This window comes from Caballeronia sp. S22 (genome assembly GCF_964261745.1).
GTDB classification, from domain to species: Bacteria; Pseudomonadota; Gammaproteobacteria; order Burkholderiales; family Burkholderiaceae; genus Caballeronia; species Caballeronia jiangsuensis.
Genome location: NZ_OZ180039.1, coordinates 879,663 through 902,531 on the forward strand (window position 1 = coordinate 879,663; position 22,869 = coordinate 902,531).

Sequence of the window (22,869 nt, forward strand, 5' to 3'; positions counted from 1 at the left end):
ATCAGAACCGATAGCCGACGCGCAGCGAGAAAACGATGGGATCGAGCGTGAGCTTGGCCTCGGAGCGCCGGGTGACGGGCCCGAGAGGCGTCTGACTCGTGGTCGTGAAGTGACCGGTCGTATGCAGCGGAATGTAGGACAGCGACATCACGCCAAACCAGTGCTCGTTGACGGCGTAGTTGAAGCCGATGTTGAAGATGGGCGCCCAGGTGGAGTCCGCGTCGGCGGTAGTCGTGCCGCCGAGCGCACGCATTTCGAACGCCGTGTTGGTGATTTCCGCGTCGCTGAAGGAAGTGCGCGTGACGCCCACGCCGATATACGGCCTGAATTTCGCTTGCGGCTCGAAGAACACGTACTTGAAGATCAGCGCGGGGCTCCATTGCTTGACGGTGCCGAGCTTGCCGAAGCTTTCGAGCGACCCGGTGCCGGTGATATCGAATTTCGGCGGGATGCCGATTTCGAGCTCCGCCGTGATATGACTGGTCACGAAGTAACCGATCGTGCCGCCGAACGTGTCGGCGCTCGACGCGCCCGCGCCCGTGTTGGGCTGCACGATGTTGACGGGCCGGCCGTTGACCGAAGTCACCGTGAACGGGCCGCTGCTGTCTTGCGGCGCCAGATGGAACCAGCCGGCGGTGACGTAGAGATTCTGCAGGGATTGCGCGTGACTGGTCATGGGAGACGAGGCAAGCGCGGCGCAGAGGACCATCAAACGGGATGCTTTCACTGGATGTGTCTCCCTGCATCGCATTCGCTCAGGAATATTGATCGTACGCGAGGGTAGGTCGGATACGATTGGGATGACTATCGATTGCTTAGTGGGGCGCGGCGTGGTAACGGGGGGTGCTTCCGGCGTCGGAGCGACCCGCGAACGGAGAAGGAAAAATGCGCGGCACGCTTGGCTCATGCCCGATCCGCATCCGGTGCCGCTCAGAGGGCGCACGATCGATGAGTTCTGTGCGGCGTCTGGGGCACAGTGACGATGCAGGCGAAGTCATGGCATCCGCGCAAACGCATCGGGCGCGGTGAAGCGCTGCAGCCAGCCATTGGTGGTGTCCGCGGTCCAGCGCGTGCCGCCGAACGAGGCATGGTCGCGCACCTGCAATGGCAGCAGCGCCTGCGCGATGGCCTCGTAAGTCGCCAGTCGCTCGTGCCGATGACGATCGCCCAATTCCGGCGCCGCTCCAGCCTGGAGGATCAGCCCGCCGGGCAGACGCTGCCAACGGTAGGCGACGGACCGCGCGGCGGCGACGGCGTCCGCGTCCTTCGACTCAAGCCGCTGCCCGATAACGGTGAGCCAGCTCGGGCACTTATAGGCGTCCAGCATATTCTTAGCTGTGACGTCGAGGTCCTCGGCCTCCACGCCCCAGTAGCGGCGCGCCAAAGCGTACACCTGATTGAAGGACGACCGGGCGAGAGGTCCGTTGGCTTGAGCCTGGAAGAAGTAACCCGCATAGCCGGAGACGCACCGAACGATGCCGAGAACGTCCTGCGTGAATCGCAGCAGCCGTTCGGGCGGCAACGCCCAGTCGAACTCGAATCGGAAAAAGCTGGCATGACCCGGCTCGGACGAGGGTCTGTAACCATGGAACATCATCAGCCATGCGTCGGTCGCGCGGCTTTCGAAGAAACCGTATCCCCAAGCCTCGAAGCGGCGCAATCGCAGCAACTCGACCTGCTCGAAGCGTTGGCGTGCTTCCGGCGTCCACTCCAGGAGCGGATAGCCCGGGTCGGTCGAGCAATACCTGCGAAACGGATCGCCCCAGGTCCTCATGTACAAATCGTAGACCGCGCGCGCCGTCTTCGGCCCAGGCGGCGTGTCGACGAACAGCAGGAGGTGCTGTTTCAGTTCCGCCAGCGCAAAGGGTACCGCCGGGTCGGGGCTCGGGCTGATCAAGGGATTTGCAGGCATGAAAGATCAGTCGTCCGGAAGATTGGCGCGGTCGGCCAGATTGGCGTTGAGGACATCCTTCTGGAAACGTTGCTGCGACCACAGCAGATCCTCAAAATTCGCGTAAGTCGTTTCGTCCCCGCGCAGACCAACCCACACCACGGCAGGCTCTCCCGCCGTGTCGATCGAGTGGACATCGAACGCGATGAATTCTGCCGTGTCGCCCGCGACGATCACAAACTTGTGCAAGGGATCGTATTCATCCCACTCCTCCTCGTCCGACCCGGCCGACTCGACGATCTCGAGCGCCGAACGCAAGGACATACCCACGTAGCGCATGTAGTCGGGAACGCCGTCGCTGATCTGGAGAAATTGGCGAAACGAAGGCGGCACCGCAATCCCGATGTGCGCACAGTGCGCTTCCAGCGCGGCGAGATCCGCGGCGGAGACAGGTGCTTGCAGCAGCGCTTGCGGCGCTGGCGATTCTTTCATCCGATATCCAGCATTGCGGCTCTGGTCGGCCAGGGTCTGTTCCAGCATGCATTTCATTTCCGCGTCGTTCATGTCGATGCTCCTCAGGCCGGGCAATTGCAGGACGGTTGAGCCTTGACCCCGCCCGGGTGGGTCGTTTCATCGTGTTTGTCCATGGCTTTGCCGACTGACGAGTTCACGTTCGAATCGGCCCATTTGATCTTGCCTGGCAACGTTCCGCCGCGGTTCACGGGATGCATGTGATCGGGGCTCATGGCACCGGGTACTTTACTGCGCGGAACTGGTATCGGTGCGCCCATTCCGTCCGGCGGCGGGTCCGCCCATCTCCGATGCAAACACGGAGTGTGGAATTGCTTGACCACGTCGTCATGATACGGGTCCTCCTTTTTTTTCACCAAAGCATTGAAATTGTCACTGAAGGACTCGAGGCTGTCCGTGTATTTGCCGAAAGCCACGTTCTGAGCGGTTACCTGCGCTTCGGTCAGACCGGAGAACTTACTGGCGGGTTTGGACGGAGTTCGTTCGGGTTTGAACTTGGGGTCTGGCGATTCGTTATATGCCTTGATCATCGCGCATAGTTGTTCGACCTCGCATGGTCCCCACCGGTGCTTTTTCTGCGTCGTTTTCTTGGCGCAATCGACGCCCAACTCCATCTGCGTATCCGCGATGGACGCCTGGCTGTTGGCCACCGCCCCCGAGTTGTCGGGACTGCCACCGTTGTTGGTCATCGCATCGCCGAGCAACTGGATGTTCTGCCCGTCGGCCTTTACGTTCATCGAGCCCGGCGCGACGAACTTGGTCTTGCCCTGCGTCTTCGACGAGATCACGCCGCCGCCGGTGCCCTGGCTCGCCACGTCGCCCGAAGGCTGGCTCATGTACGAGCTGCCCTTGATCGCAACCTTCTTGCCTCTGATCTTGACCGTCGTCGTCGCGTCGTCGAGCCGGTCGGCGGAACGCCCCAGATTGGGCAGCGGCGTCGGGACGAAAGGCGCAGGCGGCCCAGGCATCTTGCAGACATTGGGCAGGGTCGCGGCAGCCGTATCGAGACTGTCTTCGGAGACCGGAGTCTTGGGCGGGTTTACGCCGACGTTCGTCATCGCAGCGTCCCGTCAGTCGACATCAAGTGCGAGTACGACCGCGCTGCGATAGCCGCCTTCGCCGCCGGCCCAAAGCAGCGGCCACGCACCCCGGGCGTAGCCGCGCAATCGCGATTCGACCGCAAGTGTCGCGAAAAGCGGTCCCGACGCGGCGCCGACGTCGCCCCAGCAACTGGCCGGACACAGGTAGTCGTGGGCGTCGACGAACGCGCCCTGCGTGCGCAGCAGCGTGTAGACCAATTCCTCGCTGCGGTAGCGTTCCCCGTTGAGATCGCAGTATGTCGTGGAGATGGCGTCGTGCGGCAAACGCTGCTTTCCGGTGGCGCCAGCCACGGCAGCGCTGAGCCCTTCCCCGACACACAGCCGCAAGCTGCACCTAGGGTTCGGTTCGACGGCGGTGCAGGCAGCTGCCACGCGCGCCAGCACCGGTAACCGGTGACGCCGTGCCGCCTCGCCGCTCGCGAGCAGGCATGCGCCTGCGGCTTCTCCCGGCGGAAAGCCGTTGCGATTGCTGCTGCTCATCAGTTGTCCGCCCTGATCGAGCCACTCCAGCGTGTCGGCATCATGGTAGGAGTCGACGCCGACGACCACCCCCAAATCGACCTGCCCGCCCGCGATCTGCTGCGCCAGCATCTGCATGGCCATGAGACCGCTCGCATGACCGTGCTGGACACAGCGAACCGATTCCTTCGTTATGCCGAGCGCCTCGGTTGCCGCGTGCGCGCAGGCCTGCACGACATCGCCGGTCATTCCGGGCCGCGGCTCGGGCATGCCGACCCAGCAGGGCAGGCGCGGCGTCCGACCTGACCACTCGAGCTGCCTGGTCAATTCCGCGAGGGCCGCCGCCAGCAACTGTCCCATGCGCTCTGCCAAAGACACGTGGGATGCGAGCAAGGGATCGTTCGCGAGCTGCATCGACGAACCGCTCTTGTCGACGAAGACTGGATGCAGCGTGAGCGCCGAGATCCCGGCCCGTACCGCAGCCGATGAAGAGGCACGGTGCAGTCCGACCGGTGTTCGCGCGCCGACCGCGCACAGAAACACCTCGCGGCCGGGCGCTTCATGCCACGTCGACACGGCCAGTCGAGGTTTGCCCGTCATGCTGACGGACTCACGGTCTTTTGCGTCACAACGGTGACATCGAGATCGTCGATCCGGTGGTTGCAGACAATGGACGTCTGCCACGACATCACGACCCGCGACTGATCCGGCTCCAGCAATACCGTGCAGAGCTGGCCCCTGTGCTCCTGGCCATCGCGCCCGAACTGCGTGCGAAAACACGGATGGATTCTCGGCAAGGTGAACGCGACCCTGCCGTCACGCGACAAGTTTTCCAGTTCGACTTTCTCGCCGCCGCGCAGGAACTGTCCCACCTGCTGGTCGAGCGGTGCGCAGTTGTTATAGCGCCCGTCGAAGTCTTCGGCCCACAGCGGGAAGCGGTCGCGTTGCCAGGCTTCGTCATATGTGCCGGCCAGTTGACGCCGGGGCGACCAGCTACAGTCGACCGCGTTCAGGCCAGCGGGCGCCGGGCGGTCACGCCATGACTCGATCAGCCGGTCCGGATATTCGATGTTGGGCAACCGTTGGTCGACGCAATGCTCGACCCGCACCGCGAAGCCGGCGCCCACCGGATTGCGGTCCTCGATGCGGTGTTGCGCCGGATCGTCCGCCGAGAGATCCTGGCCGCCATAAGCGCGCTCGTAGCGGATCGGCATCGATTCGAACCACTCGGGCGGCGTGGCCACGAGGCCGCGCACGAGATGGCGGCGCCAGTATCGCTCTCCGCTGACGCGCAGCCGCTTGTTCACCGGCCCCACTCTGAGATGAACGTCGAGCGCGCGTGCGCGATGTCCCTTGGGCGCCCATGCGGAGCCATTGACGAGCACATCGGTGCCGAGCTTCACGCCGAACAGGTCCGATTCGTGAATCAGGCTGGTCTTGCCGGCCGCGCCCATGTGCTTGCACGTCTGTGCGACCGGAATCTGCTCTTCGGCCAGCGACGTGACGCCGCCCGGGGAGATGTCGAACGTCGCTTTCACGACGACCATCCACAGCTTGTTGCCGTCCCTGTCCTGCCGCCAGGCCTTGTCCACGGCGTAAGGCGTGCGATTGTCCATCATCCACATCCGAAACCTCCAGGGCGACGTGCCGGACGCCGCACGCTTGCGCCGTGTGCGTCCGTCTCGATCGAAAAGACGAAAGGAGGTCGGGCTTTTTTAACGGCTGCCGACGAGCCATCGCCGCTGTCTTCTCGCCGGCGCGCACACGGAAAACAGCCGGCTGTCCGGAAGAAGCAGACGCAGATAATCTGCCGCGAGAAAGCGCTGTCGCTGATAGCCGTTCGCCAACACCGTCAAGCACTGCGTCTGCGTCACGGCGTTGCCCATGAAATAGCGCGTGCCCGGCCTGAACAGGCCGCTTCGCTCCTTCCACCAGACGGCCACCTTCTCCGGGTCCGGCCACCGTAAATCGTCGTCGTCGTTCATCGACACATCGTCATCGCCGGTGTCGTCGCCCGGCGACTCGGCCGCATCTGCCGGCTTCGCGCCTTCCAGGTGGTCATGCACGAGATTCGCGCCGGTGATCAGAGACAGCGCCTCGCCCGCGGCGCGCGCCGGGTACGTCGTCTCCATTTGCCGAATCAGCCAGTTCGCATAGTGCGGGTCGCCGCTCACGCCAACGCCGAACAAAAGCAGACGAACGTTGCCTGCGTCGCCGCTGAACGCTTCCAGCAACGCGGCGGTTCGCGACGGATCGGATAGCTGTATCGCAAGTCGCAGCGCATGCGCGCGCATCGGACCGGTGTCCTGCGCAAGCCGCATCAGCACCTTCGCCGATTCGACGCGTTCACCGAGGAATGCGGCCGAGCGTGCCGCCCAGAAACGGCATGCGGGATTGTCGTCCTCGTAGGCGTCGATGCAGTCGCGCAACAGGTCCGGCCGATGACACTCGCCGGCTACGCGCAGCGCGCGGCATCGCAGTGCGCCGCCGGTGTGCGCCGCCGGCACGAGGTTTCGGCCCGGATCGACCCGATGCATCGCGCAGGCGGCGAGTCCACATTCCATCACGAACGGATCGTCGGATTCGAGCAGCCGGCGCACCACATGCTCCAGATGAGCCGCGCCGACCCAGCCGAATGCGCACAGCAGACCACGCCGAGTGGCGGGCACTGCCTTGGCCAGCGCCAGGATGCGCGTCAGCCGCCGCAGATCGCCGCTCGTCAGCGCGACTGCCGCAGCCGTGAAGACTTCGCCTGCGCCCGCGTCTTCGAGCGCCTCATCGCACATGGCGCTGCCGAAATCGCCCGCCACTGCGATGCCATCGAGTTGTGCGTCGATGCGCTCATCGTGCCTCGCGAGATCCTTCAGGGCGACATGCGCGGCGCTTCGCAAACGGGTGCGCGTCGCGCGCAGGAAAGCCGCCTCGGATACGTGATGCGCGACGATTCGCGGGATATGAATGGAAGCGTCGTCGTTCATGTGCACATCGCTGGCATCAGTTGATTTCCACCGACGCGCCCTTGATGCGATTCGAGCCGCGCGAGCGGGTCAACACGTATTCACCTTCGATCAACACTTTTCCCGCATGCGTAAGCGTAATGCTCGCGGCCCCGCAACGAAGCACGATGCGTTCTTTCGCGGCGACGACGAGGCGCACGCCGTCGGCCTCGAGCTGAATCTCGGCGGCGCCCGTATCGGCACGCAACGCTCCGGGCCTCAGCGGCGCGCGGATCAGGCCGACGACCACCGGTTTGCAAGGATCGGCGTTCTCGAACATGATCGCGACCTTCGCGCCGATATGCGCGCCGCACAGATCGACGATTGTTCTTGCGCTGAGCGCCGCGCCCGGATGCGCTTCGATGAATACGATGGGCGTCATGCCATCATCCTTGATGCCGATGAGCTCACCCACCACGAAGCCGGCCGCGGCGTCCGGACGCGGGTGCCCGCTTTGCGGGGCAAGCGCTCCGGGTTCGGCCTTCAGGTTGTCTCTACCGCTCATGTCTCGTTCCCTATTGCAGTTTTCCGATGAAACGCAGCGACGGTGAAGCCAGTCATGCCGCAACCACTAATTGTTCGTAACCTTGCTACCCTTGATTGCAACATCCCCATCCGCCTTCACATTGATCTTCCCGCTCCCAATCACCGTAATATCCTTCCCCTTGATCTGAATCGTCCCATCCTTCTTCATGCTGAAACTCGCATCGCCAGTCTTGATGACCACCGACTCTCCCGCCTCGATGACGAGATTCTTCCCGACCTTGAGCGCATCGTCCTCGCCCACCTCCGTGGTGCGCCCCTTCCCCACCTTGCTCGCCTGCGCGCCGTCGATCGACTCGCTCGCGTCCTTGGCGACCGACACCGTCTGCCCGCCGCTCACGCTCAACGACTGATCCCCGCCCACGGTCGTCGCCTGCTTCCCGCCGACATTGACCGTCTGATCCGAACCGACCGTCACGCTCTGACTCGATCCGACACTCACCGTCTGACTCGCGCCGACGGTTTCAGTGTGATAAGCCCCGACCGTCACCGCCTGATAAGCGCCAACCGTCACCGCCTGAAACGCGCCGATCGTCACTTCCTGCGCCGCGCCGACGGTGATCGTCTCGTTGATGCCCACGCTATGCGTGCGTTGCAGCAACACCGTCGCGGTCTCGCTCGCCTTCACGGTCTTGGTCCGGTTCGCGCCGATCGTGATGCTCTCGTTGACGCCCACCGTCTCCGTGCGGTTCATCGTCACGTCGATCTTCTCGTTGTTCCCGACCGTCTCCGTGCGATCGTGCTTTACGACGGTCGTCTCGTCGTGATCGATGTTCTTCTTGCGGTCGTGCCCGACCCAGTGCGTCTCATCCTTTTCGACTTCGATGTCCTGATTGCGCTCGGCATGCAGCAACACCTGCTCCGCGCCCTTCTTGTCCTCGAAGCGCAACTCGTTGCAGTTCGCGGCGCTGCCGCCCTTGCTCGATCGGCTCTTGATGCCGGTCTGCGTCATGTTGCCGGGCAAGTCGTACGGCGGCATCTGCTCGGCGTTGTAGACGCGCCCCGTGATGATCGGCCGGTCCGGATCGCCCTCCAGAAAATCGACGATCACTTCCTGCCCCATGCGCGGTATCGCAACCGCGCCGAAGCCCTTGCCCGCCCACGGCTGCGACACGCGAATCCAGCAGGAGCTGTTCTCGTCGCGCTTGCCCTGACGGTCCCAGAAGAACTGCACCTTCACGCGCCCGTACTGATCCGTATGAATCTCGTCGCCGCCCGGTCCGACGACCACCGCCGTCTGCGGCCCCTGCACGAAAGGCCTGCGCGTCACGCGCGCGGGGGTGAAGTGCTGCTTGGCGTCGATCGCGGAGAACCAGCATTCGCAGCGGTTCGACTGCGCGCCGTCGAAGGCTTCGTAGTCGGCGAGATCGATCTCGTAGTTCGTGCGCGTGACGAGATACTGCGCGTTCTGATCGGCGCGCGGATGGCGCGTGAGCTTCAGCAGCGTGCCCGCGCGCACGCTCCTGCCGTTGCTGCGCGCATCGACCTGATGCCAGTTGATCGCGGGATCATCCGTCACGCTGGCCTCGACGAGCCCTTCGTCCGCGCGCGACTTCGCCCGGCTCTCGCCGTGATCGGCCTCGACATAGCCGCCGGGATAATCGAAATGTTCGAGCCCGGAAAACGCATCGAAGCCCGGCATCTGCTTGACGGCCTGCTTCTGCAAGGGCCGCGACGGATGCTTGAAGTCGTAGTCGGTGAGCACCCAGTTGCGCGTCTCGATCATGTGATTCACGCGCCACTCGCTCACGTATTCCATGCCGGGCGCGGCGCTCATCACCGCGCCGTACGGCAGCGATTCGCAGCCCGCGACGCTTTCGTGCGCGGCGAGCGTGTCGGTGAGAATCAGCGATTCCTTGCCGTCCTTGTCCTGAAACCAGTAGTAGATGCCTTCGTCTTCGAGCAGCCGGCTCACGAAATTGAAGTCCGACTCGCGATACTGCACGCAGTACTCACGCGCCCGGTGCGCGCGGGAATTGGCCTTCCATTTGATCTCGCCCAGTTCGAGCTGCTTGTAGACCGGATCGGCGAAGACCGCCTTCACGATCTCCTCGACCGTCTTGTTCTGAAAGATGCGGCAGGTGCTGCGCCGCGTGAGCAGCCACAGCCACGGACGCACCGCCGCTTCATAGGCGTACAGACGTCCGCGCATGCCGGTCTGCCGGAAGCTCACCACATAGCCGCCGAACACACGCGGCTTCGCGCCGTCCACGCGCAGCGATACCTTCACGTGCTTGCCGAGTATCTTGCTGAAGTCGATATCGGCGCGCTTCGACACGAGCGTGAGTTCACAGCGCGGCATGCGCCCGAGCTCGGCGCTCGCGCGCAGCGAGAGAAAGCGCAAGTCGTCGGCGAGCGGCGTCTCGACGCTTGCGAGCGGCTGCGCCGTTGCGACATCGGTGGTGGACATCGGCGCACCCGCGTCTTGAGAGTCGGTTGCGAAGGTCAGCGCACTTCGGTCGTCAAGGCGTCGTAGCCGAACTTGACGGCGCCGCCCAGCGCGCCCTTGTCATCCTGCGGCTTGTATTCGAACTCGATGTCCGCATAGAGCAGGCTCACGTTCTCATGCAACTCGCCGCCCATGCCGCCGCCCATGCCGACGTGCGTCACGGTCACCTGTTTCATCGTGACGGTGAGGAATTCCTTCTGCCCTTCGCCCGACTTGCTCACGGTGAGCTTCGCGTTCGCGAGGTGCTTGCCGCTCACGCAGCTCTTCGCGAGCGTGGGCGAAGCCTTGTCGTAGAAATGCGCGAACGTGAACATGCCGGGCTTCGCCTTGCCCTGACCGCTGCCGCCGCCGACCGCCGGACTGCCGGCGTTGGTCACGTCCCAGTCGAAGGACTGCACCTCGATCTGGTTCTCCGCGCCCTTGTGCTTCGATTCACCTTCGATTCCGTCAATCTTCAGATAGCAGTCGATCGTTGCCATGTGGTCCTCCGTAGTGGTCCGGTTTGCGTCGCGCGAATTCGCGCTTGCAGGTAGGACGATCATCGGCGGAAAATTTTCAATATCGATCGCGTTCAAAATCGCAGCGCAGCCGCCGTCTTATGTTCGATGACCGTTTCCCGGACCAGGACGATGCCAAGCTCCGACACGCGCGAGCCGCGCCCGCACGACTGCCTCTCGCTCGATGCCCTCCGCCAGTTCGACGAGCTCGCGCTGCCCGAATCCAACGACATGCTGTTGCAGGTCGTGCCCAAGCGCAGCAACACGCCCGTGAAGGGCGAAGCGAGCAAGCGCGGCGACTGGGACACGCCGATGCAGATCCACGGCTGGCGCTGGGCGCAGGGCTACGACGCGGTACAGCACACCGCCGCGCTCAACGCGAGCGACTTGCGCGTAAGCTCGCTCGGCCTGATCCGCACGGTGGATTCAGCCTCGCCCGTCATCGCCAAACTGTGCGCGCAGGCCGAATTGCTCGCGCTCGTGCACATCCGCTGCTTCAAGTCGGCGGGCACCGATCACGGCGTGCAGATCGAGTTCCTGTCGATGAAGCTCGAACAGGCGTATCTGCGCAACTATCAGATTTTCACGAGCCCGCGTTTCGGCCGCCTGTGCGAGATCTTCGAGCTGTCCGCCCAGCAACTCACGATGACCTGCGCGCCGCAGACCGAAACCGGCGCGCGTGGCGCAGACGTGACCTTCGCACTCGACGTGTCCACGCGGCGCATCGGCTGAGCATCATGTCGATGAACGCACCCAGCGCCGCCGATCGCCTCCAGCCCACGCTGCTCGACCGGCTGATCGACGACGATCCCACATCGCGCACCGATCCCGCCGGCGAGCGCTTTCTCTCGCATCGCGGGCTGCGCGCGGCGGTGCTGCGCGATGTCTCGTGGCTCTTCAACACGACCAATCTCGGCAGCGAGATCGACGAGGACCAGTTCGCGCACGCATTCGCGTCGGCGCTCAACTACGGCCTGCCGTGCCTGTCGGGGCGCTTCGCATCGACGGTCGATCCCGTCGTGCTCGAACAGGCGATCCGCACGGCGATCGAGCGCTTCGAGCCGCGCATCGATCCGTCGACGCTGGAGATCGAACCCGTCCTCGACCGCTCCGTGCTCGACATGCACAACCAGATCGCGCTCGTCATTCGCGGTCTTCTGTGGGCACAGCCGGTGCCGCTCGAATTCGCGCTGCGCACGCAGATCGATCTCGAGGAAGGCGGCATCACGGTGATGGAACTGCCGCGCTGATCGCGCGCGAAGGACGAAAGCACACTCATGGACCCGCGCCTGCTGCGTCACTACAACACCGAGCTCGCGCATCTGCGCGAGATGGGCGCGGAGTTCGCGCAGCAGTTTCCGAAGATCGCGGCGCGGCTCGGGATGAGCGGGATCGACGTCGCCGATCCATACGTCGAACGGCTGCTCGAAGGCACGGCGTTTCTCGCCGCACGCGTCCAGTTGAAGCTCGAAGAAGAGTTTCCGCGCTTCACGCAGCAGCTCACGCACGTCGTGCTGCCGCAGGCCGCGTGTCCCACGCCCGCGATGCTGATCGCGCGTCTTGCGCCCGATCTCGCCAATCCCAATCTCGCCGATGGCTTCACCGTGCCGCGTCACACCGCGCTGTTTTCGTTGCGCACGCCCGCGCAGACGACGCCGTGCGAGTTCCGCACCGGCGCCGCGCTCACGCTCTGGCCCGTCGAGCTGACCGATGCGCGCTATCACGTGCAGACGCCCGATCTGCCGCTCGCCGCGCTGCCCGCGACGCGCGCGCTCGCGCCGCATGTGAAGGGCGCGCTGCGCATCCGGCTCGCGACGGCGGAAGGCCTGTCGTTCGATGCGCTGCGTCTCGATGCGCTGAGCCTCTACTTCGCCGGCGGCGACGACATCGCGTTCCGGCTGCACGAACTCGTGCTCGGTCACACGCTCGCGATCGTAGTATCGACGCCCGAACGTCCGGCCACGACGCTCGCCGTGCTGCCAGGCGATGCCGTCGCGCCCGCGGGCTTCGCCGACGACGAAGCGCTGCTGCCCGTCACGCCCAACGCGTTCCAGGGCTATCGGCTGCTGCACGAGTATTTCGCGCTGCCGCAGCGCTTGCGCTTCGCGCGCATCGAAGGGCTCGCGGACGTGCTGCCCGCCTTCGCCGCGCGCGACATCGAACTCACGTTGCTGTTCGGCGCGGGCGATGCCACGCTCGAACGCATCGTCACGAAGGAGAACGTGCTGCTCGACTGCGTGCCCGCCGTCAATCTCTTTCCGAGGCACGCGGATCGCGCGCTCGTCACGGATTCCAGCGCGCGTTTTCATGTGGTGCCCGACCGCACGCATCCGCTCGACTTCGAAGTGCATTCGGTCACGGGCGTCTCCGGCTACGGCGCGCACGACGACAGCGAGCAGACCTTCCATCCGTTCTACGCGGACTATCTCGCCGACCGCCCCGCCGAGGCCGCGTACTTCACGACCGAGCGCGAGCCGCGCCTCGTGCCCGCCGCGCGGCGCAAGAGCGGCGTGCGCACCGATTACGTCGGCAGCGAGACGTATGTGTCGATCGTCGATCCGCGCGCCGCGCCGTATCGCGGCTCGCTGCGGCAACTGTCGTTCGAAACGCTTTGCAGCAACCGCGACCTGCCGATGATGATGGCGGCAAGCGGCCCGGGCAGTGACTTCTCGCTCGACATCGCGGCGCCCGTCGCCGCGGTGAAATGCGTGAGCGGACCGTCGCGCCCCGCGCCCGCGCCGCTCGACGCCGCGCAGACCTGGCGTCTGATCGATCAGTTGTCGCTGCACTATCTGTCGCTCTGCAACGGTCCGCGCGAAGCGGCGGCGGCGTTGCGCGCGCTCCTGGCGCTGCATGTCGCGGCCGCCGATCACACCGGCCGCAATCAGGTCGCGGGCGTGGTCGCGGTCGATGCGAAGCCGGTCGTGCGCCGCCTGCCGATGCCCGGCCCGATCGCCTTCGGGCGCGGCCTCTCGATCGACGTCACCGTCGACGATCTCGCGTTTCAGGGCGGCAGCGCGTGGCTCTTCGGCTGCGTGCTCGACCGCTTTTTCGCGCGCTACGTGTCGATCAATTCGTTCGTGCAGACGGTGCTGCGCACCGGCGCGCGCGGCGAAATCCTGAGCCTGCCCGCGCGATGCGGCACGCGAGCGATCTTCTAGCCGTGGCGCGGCCAGCGCCCGCCGAAGCGCCCGCGCATACGCGCGCGCTGCTGGAGTTGTTCGACGCCGTCGCCGCCGAGCCGCATCGTCACGACTTCTATCGGCTGATGCGGCATATCGAGGCGCTCACGCCGGAGCTGCCGCGTCTCGGCGCGGGCGCGCGGCCCGCCGACGAACCGTTGCGGCTCGCGCAAGATGTTTCGCTCGCCTTCGCGCCCGCGGCGCTCGCCGCGCTGGCACGCGATGACGGCGGTCATGCGCCGCGTCTCGCGCAGCGCTTCTTCGGCTTTCTCGGACCGAACGGGCCGCTGCCCCTGCATCTGACCGACTTCGCCCGCGAGCGCGCGCTGCATCATGGCGACACGGCGTTCGCGCGGCTGCTCGATACGCTGCTGCATCGCTTTCTGCTGCTGTTCTATCGCGCGTGGGCGCAAGGTCGTCCGGTCAACGGGCTGGACCGTCCGGCGCAGGATCGCTTCGCGTTCTACGCCGGCGCGCTGATCGGTCATGCCGATCCGGCGACGCAGGCCCGCGACGCCGTCTCCGATCACGCGAAGCTGCATTTCGCGGGCCTCCTGAACATGCAGACACGTCCGGCCGACGTGCTCGAAGGCATCGCGTCCGCGCTGTTGCGGGTGCCGGTGCGCATCGAGCCGTATCGCGGGCACTGGATGACGCTGCCGCGCGCCGAGCGCACCGCGTTGCGATCACGCGCGGCGCGCTTCTCATCGCGTTCGGCGGGCTTCGCGCAACTCGGCCACGGCGCGGTGCTCGGCGCGCGCGTGTGGGACCGTCAGCACGCATTCCGGCTCGTGCTCGGGCCGCTCACGCTCGCGCAGTACGAATCGTTCCTGCCGGGCGGCGCAGCGCTATCGACGCTCGTCGCGCTGGTTCGCCGGCATCTGAACGGCGAGCTTGCATGGGATGCGCAACTCGTGCTCGCCGCAAAGGAAGTGCCGACCGCACAGCCGGGGCGCTACGGCCGCCTCGGGTATTCGGCGTGGCTCGGCACGCTCGCGCGCAAGACCGATCGCGCCGATCTCGCGCTCGACGCCGATGCGCATGTCGCCTGAATCGATGCGCTTTGCAAAAACATCGCACGAGCGCCGTCTTATCGGATGAAGCCGCGCCTCCGGTCGGCGCGCGCGCGTTCAAAGGAGTCGGACGATGGCGGAAATCAGTCGTGTGGCGCTGTTCGGCAAGCTGGACAGGCTCGGCTACAAAACCGTGGAGAGCGCGACGGTGTACTGCAAGATGCGCGGCAATCCCTACGTGGAACTCGCGCACTGGCTCATGCAGATGCTGGAGACGCCGCGCTCCGATCTGCAGCGGATCATCGCGCACTACGACGTGGACGCCGCCGCGCTCGCCCGCGAGCTGACCGCCGCGCTCGACCGGCTGCCGCGCGGCGCGGCGTCCATCTCCGATATCTCCGAGCACATCACCGACGCGATCGAGCGCGGCTGGGTCTACGGCACGCTGCTATACGGCGCGAGCAAGGTGCGCACGGGCCATCTGCTCGTCGGCATGCTGAAGACGCCGCGTTTGCGCGGCGTGCTCGTCGGCATCTCGCGGCAGTTCGAGCGCATCAGGCCGGAAGATCTTTCGGACAACTTCGCGCGCATCGTCGCCGATTCCGTCGAGGAAAGCGCCGATGAACCGCGCACGCAAGCGAGCGCCCCCGAAGGCGAGACCGCGCCCGCGAGCATGGGCAAGCAGGAAGCCCTGCACAAATACGCCACCGATCTGACGGACAAGGCGCGTCGCGGCGCGCTCGATCCCGTCACCGGCCGCGACGATGAAATCCGCCAGCTCGTCGATATTCTGATGCGCCGGCGCCAGAACAATCCGCTTCTGACCGGCGAGGCGGGCGTGGGCAAGACCGCCGTCGTCGAAGGCTTCGCGCAGCGTCTCGTGCGCGGCGACGTGCCGCCGCCGTTACGCGAAGTCGCGCTCTGGTCGCTCGATCTCGGCCTGTTGCAGGCGGGCGCGAGCATGAAGGGCGAATTCGAGCAGCGGCTGCGGCAAGTCGTCGAGGACGTGCAGGCGAGCCCGAAGCCGGTGATCCTGTTCATCGACGAAGTGCATACCATCGTCGGCGCCGGCGGCGCGGCGGGCACCGGCGACGCGGCCAATCTGCTCAAGCCGGCGCTGGCGCGCGGCGACCTGCGCACCATCGGCGCGACGACCTGGGCGGAGTACAAGAAACACATCGAGAAGGACCCGGCGCTCACGCGGCGCTTTCAGGTCGTGCAGGTCCACGAACCCGATGAAACCAAAGCGGTGCGCATGCTGCGCGGCGTGGCGGCGGTGCTCGAAGGCCATCATCGCGTGCAGTTGCTCGACGAGGCGATCGAGGCGGCCGTGCGGCTGTCGCATCGCTACATTCCGGCGCGGCAGTTGCCCGACAAGGCCGTGTCGCTGCTCGATACCGCGTGTGCGCGCGTCGCGGTCAGCCAGCACGCGACGCCGCCGCAGGTCGACGATTGCCAGCGGCGCATCGAGTCGCTCGACGTGGAAGCGCAGATCATCGCGCGCGAGTCGAACGTGGGCGTCGATGTCGGCACGCGTGCGGCGGATGTCGAAGCGGCGCTCGCGCGCGAACGCGACACGCTCGCTGGCCTGGAAGCGCGCTGGAAGGACGAGAAGCAGGTCGTCGATGAATTGCTGGCGTTGCGGGCCGCGTTGCGCGAAAGCGGCGCGGCCGTGGATACCCCGGCGCAAGGCGAAGCGCCGCCCTCGCGCGATGAACGCCTCGCGCGTCTCGCCGAACTCAAGGCGCGGCTCGTCGAACTGCAAGGCGACGCGCCGCTGATTCTGCCGAGCGTCGATGCGGGCGTGGTCGCGGGCGTGGTCGCGGACTGGACCGGCATTCCCGTCGGCAGGATGCTGAAGAACGAGCTGGCCGCCGTGCTCGGTCTCGCCGATGCGCTCGATCGCCGCGTGATCGGCCAGCGCCACGCGCTGGAGATGATCGCGAAGCGCATCCAGACTTCGCGCGCGCGGCTCGACAATCCCGACAAGCCGGTCGGCGTTTTCCTGCTTGCGGGCACTTCGGGCGTCGGCAAGACGGAAACCGCGCTCGCGCTCGCCGAAACGCTCTACGGCGGCGAGCAGAACGTCATCACCATCAACATGAGCGAGTTCCAGGAAGCGCACACGGTCTCGACGCTCAAGGGCGCGCCGCCCGGCTATGTGGGCTACGGCGAAGGCGGCATCCTCACCGAAGCCGTGCGCCGCCGCCCGTACAGCGTCGTTTTGCTCGACGAAGTGGAGAAGGCGCATCCCGACGTGCACGAGATCTTCTTCCAGGTCTTCGACAAGGGCTGGATGGAGGACGGCGAGGGACGCTACATCGACTTCAAGAACACGATCATCCTGCTGACGTCGAATGTCGGCTCGGAGCTGATCATGTCGATGTGCCGCGACCCCGCGAACGCGCCCGCGCCGGACGCGCTGGCCGCCGCGCTGCGCCGCCCGCTGCTCGACGTGTTTCCCGCCGCGCTGCTCGGGCGGCTGGTCACGGTGCCCTACTATCCGCTCTCCGACGCGATGATGGCCGATATCGTGCGTCTGCAACTGGAGCGCATCCGCAGGCGCGTGTCGGACAATCACGGCATTCCGTTCGACTACGACGACGACGCCGTGCGGCTGATCGTGTCGCGCTGCACGGAGGCCGAATCGGGCGGACGCGTGATCGACGCGCTGCTCACCAACACCGTGCTGCCGCGCATTTCCACCGAGTACCTGACGCGCCTCACCGAAGGCGGCGCGCTCGGGCGCATCCGGCTGTCGGCGAGTGCGAACGACTTCGTCTACGCGTTCGACTGAACCATGCTCACACTCACGGTGACCCGTCACAACGGCCAGCCGCCGCGCACGCCGCTCGCGGCGAGCTTCAGCGCCGAGGGCGGCACCATCGGGCGCGCGGTGACGAACCGGCTCGTGCTCGACGACGCCGAGCGCACCGTCTCGCGCATGCACGCGCAGATCGCGTGGCGCGACGGCGCGTACCGGCTGACCGATCGCGGCAGCAATCCCGCGCTCGTCAACGGCGTGCCGCTCGATCCCGGTCAGGAAGTGCCGCTCGCGCACGGCGACGAAGTGCAGATCGGCGGCTATCAGTTGCGCGCGCAGGTGTGCGACGAGGATCGCACGGAGACGGCTTTCGAGACGCCGTACGTGAACGCCGCCGCGACTCCGGACGATCCGTTCGCGGGCCTCTTCGATGCGCCCGCCGCGGCCGAACCGCTCGCAGCGCCCGAGTCCGGCGCGGCGCATGAGCGTTTCGACTTCGAGTTCGACGATCCGGCTTCGAAGCGTTCCATCGACGAGCTCTTCGGTCTCGCGCCGGGGGCGTCGAGTCCGCTGATGAAACCGCTCATCGAGCCGCTTATTGATCCCATCACGCAACCTAACACCGCCCACGACGACGACCCGTTCGCGAGTCTGACCGGCGCGGCGCGGCCGGTCGCGCCGCCCGCCACGCTGTCCGACGCCGGCTCGGAGTTGCACAGCGCATTCACGCCGCCGGCCGCGCGCGCCGCGCCAGCGCAGGTAGCCGCGCCTTCGTCTGCGCCTGCGGTGCAGGGCGACCAGCGCGCCCTCATCGCAGCCTTATTGCAAGGCCTCGACGCCCCCGGCGTGCGGATCGAAGCGCTCACGCCCGCGCTGATGCAGCTCATCGGCACGTTGTTGCGCGAATCGATCCAGGGCACGCTCGAACTGCTCGCCGCGCGCGCCGCGTTCAAGCGCGAAATGCGCACGGAGGCGACGATCATCGCGGCAGCGGACAACAATCCGCTCAAGTTCTCGCCGAACGTGGACGCCGCGCTCGCGCATCTGCTCAGCGGGCCCACGGGCGGCTTCATGCCGCCCGCCGCGGCGCTCGCCGATGCCTGCGCCGATTTGCGCGCGCATCAGGTCGGCATGGTCGCCGGCATGCGCGCGGCGCTCGACGGCGTGTTCGAGCGCTTCGAGCCGCAACGCATCGAGGCGCGTCTGCCCGGGCGCTCGCGGTTCGACGATCTCATGTCCGGCAAGAAGCGCCGCGCACGCTGCTGGGATCTCTTCACCGAGCTCTACGGCCAGTTGTCGAGCGAGGCGACCGAAGATTTCCACATGCTGTTCGGCCGGGCGTTCGTCGCCGCCTACGAAGCGCAGATCAGCGAACTGAAACGCCGCGGCCGCCCGTGACGCGCGCCGGAGAACCCACATGCAACTTCAAACCGCAAGCGTGAGCGATGTGGGCGGACGCTCGCGCAACGAGGACGCCTACGGGCAATGGCGGCACGCGGCGCTGTTCGCGAGCGTGGTCGCGGACGGCGCGGGCGGTCACGGCGGCGGCGATACGGCTTCGCGCATCGCGGTCGATACCGTGCTGGCCGAACTCGCGCGCGTCGCGCAAACGGGCGTCGCGCTCACCGGGCCGAACCTGTTGCGCGTGCTGCTGCGCGCGAACGACGCCATCATCGATGCGCAGGAGCATGACGGCGATCTGGCGCAGATGCGCTCGACGGCGGTGCTGCTCGGCATCGACGAAGCGGCGGGCCTCGCGTCGTGGGCGCATTGCGGCGACACGCGGCTCTACTGCTTCCGGCGCGGTGCGACGGTCGTGCAGACGCAGGATCACAGTCTCGTGCAGAGCATGATCGATGCGAACCTGCTCGAAGCGCGCGACGTGCGCAGCTATCCACGACGCAACGTGCTGTTCTCGGCGCTCGGCACGGCGGACGATCTCGATATCGCGGCGTCGGCGGAGCCGTTTCCGATCGCCGATGGCGACGCGTTCCTGCTCTGCACCGACGGCTTCTGGGAGTATCTCGACGAATCCATGATGATCGAGGCGATCGGACAGGCGCAGACGCCTGCCGCATGGCTCGACCTGATGGTGAGCCGTCTGCGCGGCAGCGCGCGGCCCAGACACGACAATTTCACCGCGAGCGCGGTGTGGGTGGGCGATGCGTCGGAAACCACGGTGTTGCGGATGCCCGCGTGAAGCGGGCATCGGCGTACGAAACATCTGAAACGTTCAGGCCGCTTCCTTCTGCGAAGGCAGGCGCGAAACGAGCCGCAGCGAAACCGTCAGCCCTTCGAGCTGATAGTGCGGACGCAGAAAGAACTGCGACGTGTAATAGCCCGGCGCGCCCGGCACCTCCTGCACCTTCACCTCGGCGGCGGCGAGCGGCTTCTGCGCCTTGGTGTGCTCGGAGGAATTGGCGGGATCGCCGTCCACGTACTGCGTGATCCACTTGTTGAGCCAGATCTCCATGTCGGAGCGTTCCTTGAAGCTGCCGACCTTGTCGCGCACGATGCACTTCAGGTAATGCGCGAAGCGGTTGCAGGCGAACAGATACGGCAGGCGCGCGGCGAGCGCGGCGTTCGCGGTGGCGTCGGGGTCTTCGTATTCGAAGGGCTTCTGCAGCGATTGCGCGCCGATGAACGCCGCGAAATCCGAATTCTTGCGATGGATCAGCGGCATGAAACCGTTCTTCGCGAGTTCGGCCTCGCGGCGGTCCGAGATGGCGATTTCCGTCGGGCACTTCATGTCGACGCCGCCGTCGTCGGTCGGGAAACTGTGCACGGGCAGCCCTTCGACCGCGCCGCCCGACTCCACGCCGCGAATGCGCGAGCACCAGCTATAGAGCTTGAACGAACGCGTGATGTTCACGCCCATCGCATAGGCCGAATTGGCCCACGTGTACTTGGAGTGATCGGCGGAACCCGTTTCTTCCTCGAAGTCGAATTCATCGACGGGCTCGGTTTTCGCGCCGTACGGCACGCGCGCGAGAAAGCGCGGCATCGCGAGGCCGATATAGCGTGAATCTTCCGACGTGCGCAGCGAACGCCAGCTCGCATATTCCGGTGTACCGAATATTTTCGTGAGATCGCGCGGGTTGGCGAGTTCCTGCCACGAGTCCATCTGCAGGAGACTCGGATCGGCTGCGGCGATGAAGGGCGAGTGCGCCGCGGCCGCGATCTTCGACATCTCCCCGAGCAGTTCGACATCGGGCGGCGTCTGATTGAAGTAATAGTCGCCGATGAACGCGCCGAACGGCTCGCCGCCGAGCTGACCGTACTCGTGCTCGTAGATCTGCTTGAACAGGGGGCTCTGGTCCCACGCGACGCCCTTGAAACGCTTGAGCGTCTTGCCGAGGTCCTTCTTCGAGATGTTCATCACGCGAATCTTGAGCATCTCGTCGGTTTCGGTGTTGTTGATGAGGTAGTACAGCCCGCGCCACGAGCCTTCCAGCTTCTGGAAGTCCGCATGATGCATCACTTCGTTCACCTGCTCGGTGAGCTTCTTGTCGATCTCGGCGATCATCGCCTGAATCGAGCGGATGGCGTCGCCCGAGATGATCTGCGTCTGCGAGAGCGCCTGCTGCGCGAGCGTCTGCACCGCCGTCTGCACCGCGGTCTTCGCCTCGTCGCTCTTGGGGCGGAACTCGCGGTTCAGCAGCGAGGCGAGGTCGTTGCCTTCGAGCGTCGCGCCCTGCAGTTCGGGTGCGGCTTCCGCCGTTTGAGGAATGTCGGACATGGTCGTTACCTTTCAGGGCTCGTTCGTGATGGCTTGCGCGCTACGCTCACTCGGCGGCGGGCGCGGCGGCTGGGGTCGAAGCGTCGGCGGCGGCGGCCTTGTCGGGCGTCGCGGTCGCGAGCGTCTTGAGCAGCGCGGGATCGTCGAGCACGCGCGCGATCAGTTCCTCCGCGCCGTTCTTGCCATCCATGAAGATGACGAGATTGGCGAGCTGCGTGCGCGCCTCCAGCAGCTTCGAGAGCGAGTCGACCTTGCGCGCGACGGCGGCGGGAGAAAAATCGTCGAGCGTATCGAAGGTGATATCGACGCTCAGATTGCCCTCGCCCGTCAGCTTGTTGGGCACCTGGAACGCGACGCGCGGCTGCATCGCCTTCATGCGGCTGTCGAAGTTGTCGATGTCGATTTCCTGGAACTTGCGCTGCTCGACGGGCGGCAGCGCCTCGGCGGGCTTGCCGGAGAGGTCGGCCATGACGCCCATCACGAACGGAAGCTGGATCTTCTTCTCGCTGCCGTAAGTCTCGACGTCGTATTCGATCTGCACGCGCGGCGCGCGATTGCGGGCGATGAACTTCTGACTGCTGGTTGCCATGAGGCCTCCTGTGCATGTGCATGAGCCACGCCTGGAAGACGATTCACGCGTGGCTTGTTTTAAAGCGGGTTGCGGCCCGCGCGGTCAACGCGGCCTGGTTCCCGCGATCAGGTGAATCTGCGTGAGGCTCTCCGGCGCCAGGTCCTGCATCACGGAGAGGAAGTCCTTGCCGAGCCATCCGCGCGCGCGCCGGATCAAAAGCGGCGCGGGATGCGCAGGCTCGGTGCGTTCGAGAAACGCGCAGACCGCGTCGAGCAGTGCGATGGCGTCCTCGCGCGTCGCGATCTCGCCGGGACGCGCCGCCACGCGGGGAGCGCTCGCGGGCGTCGGGGCCATCGCGCCGGGCACAGCCGCATCGGCCGGCGCCGACGCATCCGGCTGCGCCGCCGCGCGCAACTGCGTGGCGATCCAGCGCGCGGTGTCCATCATCTTTTCGATAAGCGGCGTACGCTCCGCGCCGAGCCGCGCCGTCATGACGATGCCGAGCGTCTGCACCACGCGCGGCAGATCGATACCGGCAGCGAAGACGTCGCGGTCCTGCGCGAGCGCATCGGCGAGCATGCCTTCGACCCGCGCGGGCGTCGCGGCGCTCGCCCCTTCGGCCGCCATGAGCCTGCCCTGCGCGATCAGGATGTCGCGCACCGTCAGCCGCTCGCCGCGCGCGCGGCACACTTCGGTCTCGCGCAGGTCGTGCAGCAGGGTTTCGGCTTCCGCGAAAGGCGTGTAGGCATCCGCGAGGGGCGCGAGCGCGTTGACGCGCAGCACGGGATCGTTGTCGTCGTCGGTATCGAGCGGCGGATAGAGGTTGTCCCAGTAGCGCTCGAACAAGCCCGTCAGAAGCCGCAGTCCCGCATGAAAACCCGCGAGGCCGTGCACACGCGCAGCGGCCCGAGCGTAGACCACGGCGATGCGCAGATCCTTCGACTGCGCGAGCAGCGCCCGCGACTCTTCGAGCACATCGGGCCACGCGGTCGGCTCGGCGAGCGCTTCGAACTGGCGCTCTGGATTGCCGCGCGCGAGCGCCTCGAACGCGAGGAACGCCGGATCGTATTCGAGATCGACCCCGGCGGGCGGCATCGTTTCGGCTGGCGCGAGCAGCGGTTCTACATCGATCAT

20 protein-coding genes are annotated in these 22,869 nt (G+C 66.1%); 7 read left to right on the plus strand and 13 right to left on the minus strand.

The annotated features are described in order from the left end of the window. Position 1: 1 nt before the first annotated feature. From ACEN42_RS35830 to ACEN42_RS35875, 10 genes are all read right to left on the minus strand, one after another. Positions 2-709 carry an OmpW family protein gene (locus tag ACEN42_RS35830; protein WP_187603694.1) on the minus strand — a complete coding sequence of 236 codons (708 nt, stop codon included), beginning with the start codon at positions 707-709 and terminating at the stop codon, positions 2-4. A 285-nt stretch (positions 710-994) separates the two neighbouring features. Then, complete coding sequence (locus tag ACEN42_RS35835; protein WP_371882393.1) at positions 995-1,912, minus strand: type VI immunity family protein; 918 nt, start codon at positions 1,910-1,912, stop codon at positions 995-997. A 6-nt stretch (positions 1,913-1,918) separates the two neighbouring features. After that, positions 1,919-2,455: an SMI1/KNR4 family protein gene (locus ACEN42_RS35840; RefSeq protein ID WP_371882394.1), complete on the minus strand. Its 537-nt coding sequence runs from the start codon at positions 2,453-2,455 to the stop codon at positions 1,919-1,921. 11 nt (positions 2,456-2,466) lie between these two features. Further along, positions 2,467-3,480, minus strand: a complete 1,014-nt coding sequence (locus tag ACEN42_RS35845; protein ID WP_371882395.1) for a PAAR-like domain-containing protein — start codon at positions 3,478-3,480, stop codon at positions 2,467-2,469. A 12-nt stretch (positions 3,481-3,492) separates the two neighbouring features. After that, on the minus strand, positions 3,493-4,581 hold the full coding sequence (locus ACEN42_RS35850) for a beta-ketoacyl synthase N-terminal-like domain-containing protein (RefSeq protein WP_371882396.1): 1,089 nt from the start codon (positions 4,579-4,581) through the stop codon (positions 3,493-3,495). Then, the gene (locus ACEN42_RS35855; RefSeq protein ID WP_371882397.1) at positions 4,578-5,606 is read right to left on the minus strand and encodes a DUF2169 domain-containing protein; all 1,029 of its coding nucleotides are present in this window, start codon (positions 5,604-5,606) and stop codon (positions 4,578-4,580) included. Before ACEN42_RS35855 ends, ACEN42_RS35850 begins: the two co-directional genes overlap by 4 nt. A gap of 90 nt (positions 5,607-5,696) precedes the next feature. Beyond that, positions 5,697-6,959, minus strand: a complete 1,263-nt coding sequence (locus tag ACEN42_RS35860; protein WP_371882398.1) for a TIGR02270 family protein — start codon at positions 6,957-6,959, stop codon at positions 5,697-5,699. 16 nt (positions 6,960-6,975) lie between these two features. Further along, positions 6,976-7,482, minus strand: a complete 507-nt coding sequence (locus tag ACEN42_RS35865; RefSeq protein ID WP_371882399.1) for a DUF6484 domain-containing protein — start codon at positions 7,480-7,482, stop codon at positions 6,976-6,978. Between the two features lie 66 nt (positions 7,483-7,548). Next, positions 7,549-9,930 (minus strand): type VI secretion system Vgr family protein, encoded by a 2,382-nt coding sequence (locus ACEN42_RS35870; RefSeq protein ID WP_371882400.1) that lies wholly within the window; start codon positions 9,928-9,930, stop codon positions 7,549-7,551. Between the two features lie 35 nt (positions 9,931-9,965). After that, a complete protein-coding gene (locus ACEN42_RS35875) occupies positions 9,966-10,448 on the minus strand; it encodes a type VI secretion system tube protein Hcp (RefSeq protein WP_187603056.1) in 483 nt (160 codons plus the stop codon). A gap of 150 nt (positions 10,449-10,598) precedes the next feature. Between ACEN42_RS35875 and ACEN42_RS35880 the strand changes: the two genes are divergently transcribed. From ACEN42_RS35880 to ACEN42_RS35910, 7 genes are all read left to right on the plus strand, one after another. After that, on the plus strand, positions 10,599-11,198 hold the full coding sequence (locus ACEN42_RS35880) for a type VI secretion system tube protein Hcp (protein WP_371882401.1): 600 nt from the start codon (positions 10,599-10,601) through the stop codon (positions 11,196-11,198). Between the two features lie 11 nt (positions 11,199-11,209). Beyond that, positions 11,210-11,716, plus strand: a complete 507-nt coding sequence (gene tssE, locus ACEN42_RS35885; RefSeq protein ID WP_371882402.1) for a type VI secretion system baseplate subunit TssE — start codon at positions 11,210-11,212, stop codon at positions 11,714-11,716. Positions 11,717-11,743: 27 nt separating this feature from the next. Beyond that, positions 11,744-13,627 (plus strand): type VI secretion system baseplate subunit TssF, encoded by a 1,884-nt coding sequence (gene tssF, locus ACEN42_RS35890; protein ID WP_371882403.1) that lies wholly within the window; start codon positions 11,744-11,746, stop codon positions 13,625-13,627. Between the two features lie 2 nt (positions 13,628-13,629). After that, on the plus strand, positions 13,630-14,700 hold the full coding sequence (tssG, locus tag ACEN42_RS35895) for a type VI secretion system baseplate subunit TssG (RefSeq protein WP_371882404.1): 1,071 nt from the start codon (positions 13,630-13,632) through the stop codon (positions 14,698-14,700). Between the two features lie 94 nt (positions 14,701-14,794). Next, complete coding sequence (gene tssH / locus ACEN42_RS35900) at positions 14,795-17,458, plus strand: type VI secretion system ATPase TssH (RefSeq protein WP_371882405.1); 2,664 nt, start codon at positions 14,795-14,797, stop codon at positions 17,456-17,458. 3 nt (positions 17,459-17,461) lie between these two features. Then, complete coding sequence (gene tagH / locus ACEN42_RS35905) at positions 17,462-18,823, plus strand: type VI secretion system-associated FHA domain protein TagH (RefSeq protein ID WP_371882406.1); 1,362 nt, start codon at positions 17,462-17,464, stop codon at positions 18,821-18,823. A gap of 19 nt (positions 18,824-18,842) precedes the next feature. Next, positions 18,843-19,625 (plus strand): PP2C family serine/threonine-protein phosphatase, encoded by a 783-nt coding sequence (locus ACEN42_RS35910; RefSeq protein ID WP_371882407.1) that lies wholly within the window; start codon positions 18,843-18,845, stop codon positions 19,623-19,625. A 33-nt stretch (positions 19,626-19,658) separates the two neighbouring features. Here the strand turns inward: ACEN42_RS35910 and tssC are convergent, their stop codons facing one another. The 3 genes from tssC to tssA all read right to left on the minus strand — a co-directional run bounded on the left by tssC (position 19,659) and on the right by tssA (position 22,869). Continuing rightward, positions 19,659-21,164, minus strand: coding sequence for a type VI secretion system contractile sheath large subunit (gene tssC / locus ACEN42_RS35915; RefSeq protein ID WP_187603048.1), 1,506 nt, complete (start codon positions 21,162-21,164; stop codon positions 19,659-19,661). Positions 21,165-21,210: 46 nt separating this feature from the next. Then, positions 21,211-21,753 (minus strand): type VI secretion system contractile sheath small subunit, encoded by a 543-nt coding sequence (gene tssB / locus ACEN42_RS35920; protein WP_238214156.1) that lies wholly within the window; start codon positions 21,751-21,753, stop codon positions 21,211-21,213. Positions 21,754-21,837: 84 nt separating this feature from the next. After that, on the minus strand, positions 21,838-22,869 hold the full coding sequence (gene tssA / locus ACEN42_RS35925; protein ID WP_371882408.1) for a type VI secretion system protein TssA: 1,032 nt from the start codon (positions 22,867-22,869) through the stop codon (positions 21,838-21,840).

Coding starts and splice junctions, on each gene's coding strand:
- ACEN42_RS35830 (WP_187603694.1), bottom strand. CDS start 709: ATGGTCCTCTGCGCCGCGCTTGCCTCGTCTCCCATGACCAGTCACGCG.
- ACEN42_RS35835 (WP_371882393.1), bottom strand. CDS start 1,912: ATGCCTGCAAATCCCTTGATCAGCCCGAGCCCCGACCCGGCGGTACCC.
- ACEN42_RS35840 (WP_371882394.1), bottom strand. CDS start 2,455: ATGAACGACGCGGAAATGAAATGCATGCTGGAACAGACCCTGGCCGAC.
- ACEN42_RS35845 (WP_371882395.1), bottom strand. CDS start 3,480: ATGACGAACGTCGGCGTAAACCCGCCCAAGACTCCGGTCTCCGAAGAC.
- ACEN42_RS35850 (WP_371882396.1), bottom strand. CDS start 4,581: ATGACGGGCAAACCTCGACTGGCCGTGTCGACGTGGCATGAAGCGCCC.
- ACEN42_RS35855 (WP_371882397.1), bottom strand. CDS start 5,606: ATGTGGATGATGGACAATCGCACGCCTTACGCCGTGGACAAGGCCTGG.
- ACEN42_RS35860 (WP_371882398.1), bottom strand. CDS start 6,959: ATGAACGACGACGCTTCCATTCATATCCCGCGAATCGTCGCGCATCAC.
- ACEN42_RS35865 (WP_371882399.1), bottom strand. CDS start 7,482: ATGAGCGGTAGAGACAACCTGAAGGCCGAACCCGGAGCGCTTGCCCCG.
- ACEN42_RS35870 (WP_371882400.1), bottom strand. CDS start 9,930: ATGTCCACCACCGATGTCGCAACGGCGCAGCCGCTCGCAAGCGTCGAG.
- ACEN42_RS35875 (WP_187603056.1), bottom strand. CDS start 10,448: ATGGCAACGATCGACTGCTATCTGAAGATTGACGGAATCGAAGGTGAA.
- ACEN42_RS35880 (WP_371882401.1), top strand. CDS start 10,599: ATGCCAAGCTCCGACACGCGCGAGCCGCGCCCGCACGACTGCCTCTCG.
- tssE (WP_371882402.1), top strand. CDS start 11,210: ATGAACGCACCCAGCGCCGCCGATCGCCTCCAGCCCACGCTGCTCGAC.
- tssF (WP_371882403.1), top strand. CDS start 11,744: ATGGACCCGCGCCTGCTGCGTCACTACAACACCGAGCTCGCGCATCTG.
- tssH (WP_371882405.1), top strand. CDS start 14,795: ATGGCGGAAATCAGTCGTGTGGCGCTGTTCGGCAAGCTGGACAGGCTC.
- tagH (WP_371882406.1), top strand. CDS start 17,462: ATGCTCACACTCACGGTGACCCGTCACAACGGCCAGCCGCCGCGCACG.
- ACEN42_RS35910 (WP_371882407.1), top strand. CDS start 18,843: ATGCAACTTCAAACCGCAAGCGTGAGCGATGTGGGCGGACGCTCGCGC.
- tssC (WP_187603048.1), bottom strand. CDS start 21,164: ATGTCCGACATTCCTCAAACGGCGGAAGCCGCACCCGAACTGCAGGGC.
- tssB (WP_238214156.1), bottom strand. CDS start 21,753: ATGGCAACCAGCAGTCAGAAGTTCATCGCCCGCAATCGCGCGCCGCGC.
- tssA (WP_371882408.1), bottom strand. CDS start 22,869: ATGATCGATGTAGAACCGCTGCTCGCGCCAGCCGAAACGATGCCGCCC.